The following is a 5,591-nucleotide window of genomic DNA, read 5'->3' as shown; positions in this document are numbered from 1 at the left end:
GTCGCAGGCAGAGCCTGCTCCTACGGGTTTACGGCGTGGCCGCGGCTTTTCCCTTCTCCCGGCGGGAGAAGGTGGCCCGCAGGGCCGGATGAGGGCACATGCACCGGCAGGTTGGGCAGCCGGTTGCGACGAAGCCCAACGTCCCGGATACGAGCGAGGCCGAGTCGGCGCCGCCCGCTCACTCCACCGGATTGCCGAGCCGGAAGCGGGTGATCTGCGGCAGGTCGCGCAGGTAGCCGATCATGTCCGGGGCGCCGGCGAGCTTGAGGCCTTCGCCGAGCGCGTTGGCGTTGGGGTGGCTCTTTTCCAGCAGCAGCAGCTCGGAGTGGCCGGCACTGCGCATCAGCGTCAGGCGCGCGTAGGGCACCTTGTCGTCGAGCAGCAGGCGCATGAATTCGCGGTCGTTCCAGGCCGGTGCCGGCATCGCCAGCACGTGGTAGGCCTCGTCCAGCGCGCGCAGGCCGGAAGCCTCCAGCCGGTAGTCGGTGAGGCGCGCCGGCTGGCGCAGTTCGAGCCCGCGCAGGCGGGCGTAGGCGATGGCGCTGGAGAAGGCTTCGACATGCTGGTCACCGGCCCAGTACAGGCGGTCGCCGAGCCAGGTGGCCTGGCGCAGTTCCACCGGCGTGCCGCTGGCGAGCCCCGGCAGCGCCTTGTGCAGGACGCGCATGCAGTCCTTGTAGCTGATGATGCGCAGCTGGCGGCAGGCCGGGGTGGCGGCGAAGGTTTCCAGCGAATAATAGGCGGGGCGCTCGCCGCGGTAGGCGCTGACGCCGTCGACCTGGCGCAGGTCAAAGGCTGCGCAGCTTTCGCTGTCGCAGCGCACCAGCCGTTGCAGTGCGGCATGCGCGCGGTCCTTGTCGTCCTTCACCGGGCCGGACAGCGCGCCGCGCGGCAGTTCCAGCAGATGCTGCAGCGGCGGGCCGTCATGCCAGAAGATGGTCGGCTGGGGCTCGGGCAGCGGCTGGAAGGGCAGGCACACGCGACTCGCCCGCTCGAGAATCTGGCGCGCGCGCGGCGTCCGACCGGTCAGGCCGAGCCGGTTGGCCAGGTTGGCGATTCTGGAGGTCAGGGATGGCATCTGCTCGGGTAGGCTCAGCATCGGGGTCGAACTCCGTCGACTTGCCAGCCAGTTTGGCAGACGCGCGCGGGTTGTGCATCCGTTTCGCCGCCTGTCCGCCGGGATGCATCCGCCTCGACGGGGCACGTCATCGCCCGTCGCTGTGGCACCATTGCCGAATCGTTCATAAGGAAGCCTCCATGCCTAGCCTGGTGCTGGACATCGTCCTGCCTGCCCACCGCCTCACCGCGGTGTACCAGGGGCGGGCCAACCGTATCCTGGTCACGAGTCGGGAGGGGCGGAGCGTCAGTCTGCCAGTACACCATCTGCGCCCGTATGTGACACGCGAAGGTATCCGGGGTTCCTTTCGCCTGGATTTCAGCGAGGACGGGCACCTGCTCGGGCTGACCCGCCTGGCCTAGGGTCCCCGGTAGCTCGCCCGGCGCCGGCCGCGCCGTTTATACTGCGCGTCCTTTTCCGACTCCCGTCTAGGCTGCGCATGTATAACCTGGCTCGTGAACTGCTGTTCAAGTTGACGCCCGAAACCGCTCATGACCTGTCGCTCGACCTCATCGGCGCCGGTGGCCGGCTTGGCCTGAATGGCCTGTTCGCCAGGCAGCCGGTGCTTCCGGTCAAGGTCATGGGCCTCGAGTTTCCCAACCCGGTGGGGCTGGCTGCCGGGCTCGACAAGAACGGCGTGGCCATCCATGGCCTGTCCCAGCTGGGCTTCGGCTTCGTCGAGATAGGCACGGTGACGCCACGGCCGCAGCCGGGCAATCCCAAGCCGCGCATCTTCCGGCTGCCGGAGGCCGAGGCGATCATCAACCGCATGGGCTTCAACAACGCCGGCGTCGAGGCGCTGCTGGCGCGCGTGGTGGCGGCGAATTTCCAGGGCGTGCTGGGCATCAACATCGGCAAGAATTTCGACACGCCGGTCGAGCGGGCCGAGGACGACTACCTGCTGTGCCTGGACCGCGTCTATGCCCACGCCAGCTACGTGACGGTCAACGTCAGTTCGCCGAACACCCCGGGCCTGCGCAGCCTGCAGTTCGGCGATTCGCTCAAGCGCCTGCTCGAAGCCCTGCGCACCCGCCGCGAGGACCTGGCGGTGCGCCACGGGAAGCAGGTGCCCATCGCCATCAAGATCGCCCCGGACATGAGCGACGAGGAAATCGCCGAGGTCGCCGAGGCCATCTTCCAGGCCGGGATGGACGCGGTGATCGCGACCAATACCACGCTGGGTCGGGACGGGGTGTCGGGGTTGGCGCATGCGGACGAGGCGGGCGGCCTGTCCGGCACGCCGGTCCGCGACAAGAGCACCCACACCGTGGGCGTGCTCGCCCAGGCGCTGGGCGGCCGGCTGCCGATCATCGCGGTCGGCGGCATTACCGAAGGCCGGCACGCGGCGGAGAAGATCGAAGCGGGCGCAAGTCTGGTTCAGCTGTATACGGGCTTCATCTACAAGGGGCCGGCGCTGATCCGCCAGGCGGTGGATGCCATTGCGGCCTGTTCGGTGAGGACGAGCGAGGGGTGATTCACCCGGAAAGGGCTCCGTCAGGAGCCCTGGGCCTCTGGCCCGTCGCCCGGGTGGGGCGTGCAATGGAAGTCGGTGTGATCCGAGATCAGCCTACGGCGTGGAGTTGATTCAGTCTGTGCAGACCGGCGGTGCCGGTCAGGCCGTCCCAGTTGTCGCCACGGCCCTCCCTCCAGCCGTTCATCCAGGCCTGACGAGTGTTCGGGTGGGAAAAGGGGCACATGTCGCGGGATTTGCCATGAACGCCGTGCTGATAACCACGCTGAAATGCTCGTTCCATCGGATCACGCTTGAGTCTTCTCATTGGGTGTTGCCCTCAGTGGTTGACTGGTGGTTCCGTGGGTCTCCGGGAGACCAGGCAGCTAGACTGCCAGCGGAGCGCGCTGCCGGCGTGGCGCGCTCCTGCCGACGCCGTTGCGGTGTCGACTCATGGCCAGTTCTAACCCACTGGTCCCGACGCGGGAACGATCTTTTTGTCATAAGCGGGTAACCTTCCGGTCATTCAGCCCATAAGCCCCGTGACCCGCGCGCTACAGCGCGAACGGGCCAATCCGATGCCACTGGCGGTTCATCGATACCGCCACAGTCCGCCGCGAGCCCCGAGGCCGCGCCAATGGAATAACGATGAACGATTCGTACGAACTCATTCTCACCTGCCCGAAGGGGCTCGAAGGGCTATTGCTCGAAGAGGCGACCAGCCTGGGTCTGGGCGCCGCGCGCGAGCAGACCGCGGCGATCGTTGGCCAGGGCAGCCTGGAGACGGCCTACCGGCTGTGCCTCTGGTCGCGCTTGGCCAACCGCGTGCTGCTGGCGCTCGGGCGGTTCCCGGTCGACAGCCCCGACGCCCTGTACGACGCGGTGCGCGGCGTCGAATGGGAAGAGCACCTGGCGCCCAGCGGCACGCTGGCGGTGGAGTTCAGTGGCCGCGGCGCAGGCATCGACAACACGCACTTCGGCGCGCTGAAGGTCAAGGACTCGATCGTCGACCGCCTGCGCGCCGGCAGCGGTCAGCGCCCGGGCGTCGACAAGCAGAATCCCGACCTGCGCGTGCACCTGCGCCTGGAGCGCGGCGTGGCGGTGCTGTCGCTCGACCTGTCCGGGCAGAGCCTGCACCAGCGCGGCTATCGCCTGCAGCAGGGCGCCGCGCCGCTCAAGGAAAATCTCGCCGCGGCGCTGTTGATCCGCGCTGGCTGGCCGCGCATCGCCGCCGAAGGCGGCGCCCTGGCCGACCCCATGTGCGGGGTCGGCACCTTCCTCGTCGAGGCGGCGCTGATGGCGGGGGACGTCGCGCCCAACCTGCGCCGCGAGCGCTGGGGCTTCGATGGCTGGCTCGGTCACGTGCCGGCGTTCTGGACGCGCCTGCAGGCCGAGGCGCGCACCCGTGCCGAAGCCGGGCTGGCCAGGCCACCGCTGTGGATCCGCGGCTACGAAGCCGATCCGCGCCTGATCCAGCCGGCGCGCAACAACGTCGAGCGCGCCGGAGTCGGCGACTGGGTGCGTATCTACCAGGGCGAGCTGGCGACCTTCGAGCCACATCCGGATCGCGGCCAGGGCGGCCTGGTGATCTGCAACCCGCCCTACGGCGAGCGCCTTGGCGACGAAGCCAGCCTGCTGTACCTCTACCAGCATCTCGGCGAGCGCCTGCGGCAGGCCTGCACCGGCTGGGAGGCGGCGGTGTTCACCGGCGCGCCGGAGCTGGGCAAGCGCATGGGACTGCGCAGCCACAAGCAGTACGCGTTCTGGAACGGCGCCCTGCCGAGCAAACTGCTGCTGTTCCGGGTCGCGCCGGAACAGTTCGTCACCGGGGCCCGGCCTGCCGTGGAAGGAACCTTCGACGAACCGCGCGCTGCCCAGCCAGCCGAGCCGGCGCGGCTGTCCGAGGGCGGGCAGATGTTCGCCAACCGCCTGCAGAAGAACCTGAAGCAGCTGGGCAAGTGGGCACGGCGCCAGGGCGTCGAGTGCTACCGCCTTTATGATGCCGACATGCCCGAGTACGCGCTGGCGGTGGACCTGTATCGCGACTGGGTGCACGTGCAGGAGTACGCGCCGCCGCGTTCGATCGATCCACAGAAGGCGCAGGCCCGGCTGCTCGATGCGCTGGCGGCCATCCCGCAGGCACTGGAGGTCGCGGCGGAGAAGGTGGTGGTCAAGCGCCGTGAGCGCCAGAGCGGCACGCGCCAGTACGAGCGGCAGGCCGCCCGCGGCGAGTTCCTCGAGGTGCGCGAGGGCGACGCCCGGCTGCTGGTCAACCTCACCGACTACCTGGACACCGGGCTGTTTCTCGACCATCGGCCGCTGCGCCTGCGCATCCAGCGCGAGGCGGCGGGCAAGCGCTTCCTCAACCTGTTCTGCTACACCGCCACCGCCACCGTGCATGCGGCCGTCGGCGGCGCGCGCAGCACGCTGAGCGTCGACCTGTCGAAGACCTACCTGGACTGGGCGCGGCGCAACCTGGCGCTCAACGGCTTTTCCGAGAAGCACCGGCTGGAGCAGGGCGACGTGATGCAGTGGCTCGCCGACGACCGCGGCCAGTACGACCTGATCTTCATAGACCCGCCGACCTTCTCCAATTCCAAGCGGATGGAGGGGGTGTTCGACGTGCAGCGCGACCACGTCGAGTTGCTCGATATGGCCATGATGCGGCTGGCTCCGGGCGGCACCCTGTACTTCTCCAACAACTTCCGCCGCTTCCAGCTCGATCCGGGTCTGGAGGCGCGCTACGCAGTGGAGGACATCACCGCGGAAACCCTCGACGAGGACTTCCGCCGCAACCCGAAGATCCACCGCGCCTGGCGGATACGCACGCGCTGAGGGCCTGGCCCGGTTGATGGGCGCTTGGGTGTGGGCGCGCGAGGCGCAGGATCCTGTGGGAGGCGCGCCCTCGCGGCGATGCAGGCCGCAGGCCTGCCCGAAGTAGCAGGGGCTCTGCCCGTTATCGGCTGGGTGAACGGCATGGGCGCCGAGCGCGCTTCCCTCATCCCTGGCCCCTCTCCCGGCGGG

General features: G+C 69.0%; 5 protein-coding genes. 3 read left to right on the top strand and 2 right to left on the bottom strand.

Features of this window, described 5'->3' with window-relative positions; genetic code table 11:
* Positions 1-178: 178 nt before the first annotated feature.
* Positions 179-1,099, bottom strand: coding sequence for a DUF6685 family protein (locus H610_RS0108740; protein ID WP_028239299.1), 921 nt, complete (start codon positions 1,097-1,099; stop codon positions 179-181).
* 158 nt (positions 1,100-1,257) lie between these two features.
* Between H610_RS0108740 and H610_RS0108735 the strand changes: the two genes are divergently transcribed.
* Positions 1,258-1,479: a DUF2835 domain-containing protein gene (locus H610_RS0108735; RefSeq protein ID WP_028239298.1), complete on the top strand. Its 222-nt coding sequence runs from the start codon at positions 1,258-1,260 to the stop codon at positions 1,477-1,479.
* A 77-nt stretch (positions 1,480-1,556) separates the two neighbouring features.
* Entirely contained in the window at positions 1,557-2,591 is a 1,035-nt protein-coding gene (locus H610_RS0108730; protein WP_028239297.1) for a quinone-dependent dihydroorotate dehydrogenase, read from the top strand.
* Between the two features lie 88 nt (positions 2,592-2,679).
* On the opposite strand, the gene rmf is transcribed toward H610_RS0108730, so the two are convergent.
* The gene (gene rmf / locus H610_RS24870) at positions 2,680-2,895 is read right to left on the bottom strand and encodes a ribosome modulation factor (RefSeq protein WP_084166417.1); all 216 of its coding nucleotides are present in this window, start codon (positions 2,893-2,895) and stop codon (positions 2,680-2,682) included.
* Between the two features lie 320 nt (positions 2,896-3,215).
* Here rmf and rlmKL point away from each other — a divergent pair, with 320 nt between their 5' ends.
* A complete protein-coding gene (gene rlmKL, locus H610_RS0108725) occupies positions 3,216-5,402 on the top strand; it encodes a bifunctional 23S rRNA (guanine(2069)-N(7))-methyltransferase RlmK/23S rRNA (guanine(2445)-N(2))-methyltransferase RlmL (protein ID WP_028239296.1) in 2,187 nt (728 codons plus the stop codon).
* Positions 5,403-5,591 lie beyond the last annotated feature (189 nt).

Source organism: Stutzerimonas azotifigens DSM 17556, from assembly GCF_000425625.1.
In the GTDB taxonomy this organism is placed as follows: domain Bacteria; phylum Pseudomonadota; class Gammaproteobacteria; order Pseudomonadales; family Pseudomonadaceae; genus Stutzerimonas; species Stutzerimonas azotifigens.
The sequence above is the reverse complement of the archived record's forward strand: the minus strand, read 5'-3'. Positions and strand labels throughout refer to the sequence as shown.

What these genes read in the sequence shown, in the direction of transcription:
- H610_RS0108740 (WP_028239299.1), bottom strand. Translation starts at nt 1,099, where the DNA reads ATGCTGAGCCTACCCGAGCAGATGCCATCCCTGACCTCCAGAATCGCC.
- H610_RS0108735 (WP_028239298.1), top strand. Translation starts at nt 1,258, where the DNA reads ATGCCTAGCCTGGTGCTGGACATCGTCCTGCCTGCCCACCGCCTCACC.
- H610_RS0108730 (WP_028239297.1), top strand. Translation starts at nt 1,557, where the DNA reads ATGTATAACCTGGCTCGTGAACTGCTGTTCAAGTTGACGCCCGAAACC.
- rmf (WP_084166417.1), bottom strand. Translation starts at nt 2,895, where the DNA reads ATGAGAAGACTCAAGCGTGATCCGATGGAACGAGCATTTCAGCGTGGT.
- rlmKL (WP_028239296.1), top strand. Translation starts at nt 3,216, where the DNA reads ATGAACGATTCGTACGAACTCATTCTCACCTGCCCGAAGGGGCTCGAA.